This is a genomic window from Hydrogenivirga sp. 128-5-R1-1 (genome assembly GCF_000171895.1).
This window is the reverse complement of sequence record NZ_ABHJ01000518.1, coordinates 1-1,057: the sequence shown is the minus strand read 5'-3', so window position 1 is coordinate 1,057 and position 1,057 is coordinate 1. Positions and strand designations below refer to the sequence as shown.

The 1,057-nt window shown below is 32.7% G+C and carries 2 protein-coding genes; both read left to right on the top strand.

Annotated elements, in window-relative coordinates:
* On the top strand, window positions 1-841 hold an 841-nt coding region (locus HG1285_RS00245), incomplete at its 5' end, for a GspE/PulE family protein (RefSeq protein WP_008289718.1).
* A gap of 50 nt (window positions 842-891) precedes the next feature.
* Window positions 892-1,032 carry a hypothetical protein gene (locus tag HG1285_RS20435; RefSeq protein WP_008289717.1) on the top strand — a complete coding sequence of 47 codons (141 nt, stop codon included), beginning with the start codon at window positions 892-894 and terminating at the stop codon, window positions 1,030-1,032.
* The last annotated feature ends 25 nt before the right edge of the window (window positions 1,033-1,057 follow it).

Sequence of the window (1,057 nt, the reverse complement as noted above, 5' to 3'; positions counted from 1 at the left end):
ACATACTGCAGTGGTTTCTAGGATAAAAGTTTTAGCAAACTTAGATATTGCAGAGCAGAGACTTCCTCAAGACGGTGCATTTACACATACTTTCTTTGAAGAAGAATATGATTTAAGGGTTTCAACAGTCCCAACTGCATATGGAGAAAATGTAGTTTTAAGGGTTTTATCTAAAAATCTTTCATTGTTCAATTTAAAAAGTTTAGGATTTGAAGAAGATGTTTTACATCAGTTAGAAGAAGAATTTACAAAGCCTCAAGGAATTGTTTTAGTAACAGGTCCAACTGGTTCAGGAAAAACTACAACCCTTTATGCAGCTCTTAGGAAGATAAATGCATTGGAAAGAAACATTTTAACAGTTGAAGACCCTGTAGAATATAGATTTCCATTTATTAAACAAACTCAGGTAAATGAGAAAGCAGGATACACATTTGCAAGGGCAATAAGACACTTTTTAAGACAAGACCCAGATGTAATTCTAATTGGTGAGATTAGGGATGAAGAAACTGCAGAAATGGCTATGAGAGCATCTATTACAGGACATCTTGTTCTATCAACACTCCATACAAATGACTCCGTTAGTGCTATTCCAAGACTCATAGATATGGGAATTAAAGACTATATGGTTGCTTCTGGTGTGACAGCTATTACTGCACAAAGACTTGTTAGAAGAATTTGTACTTTTTGCAAAGAAGAAAAGAAAATATCTGCTATAGAGCTAAAAAAGTATGGCTTTAAAGAAGAAATTATAAAAAAGTATACAACTTTGGAAACATTAATAGTGAAATTTCTATATGGTATGGAAAAGGTTGTGAACATTGTAGAAATACTGGTTATTTAGGAAGAACTGTTATTTTAGAACTTTTACTGATAGATGAAGATATTGCAGATATGATAGTTAAAGGACATACTCCTTTAGCTATTAAGCAAAAAGCTAGAGAAAAGGGAATGAGAACTTTAAAAGAAGATGGATTGATAAAGGTTTTGAAAGGTATTACTACTCCTGAAGAAGTTAAGAGAGTGACTGGATAATGGCGGTATTTTTTGTTGAAGCTAT

What these genes read in the sequence shown, in the direction of transcription:
- HG1285_RS20435 (WP_008289717.1), top strand. Translation starts at nt 892, where the DNA reads ATGATAGTTAAAGGACATACTCCTTTAGCTATTAAGCAAAAAGCTAGA.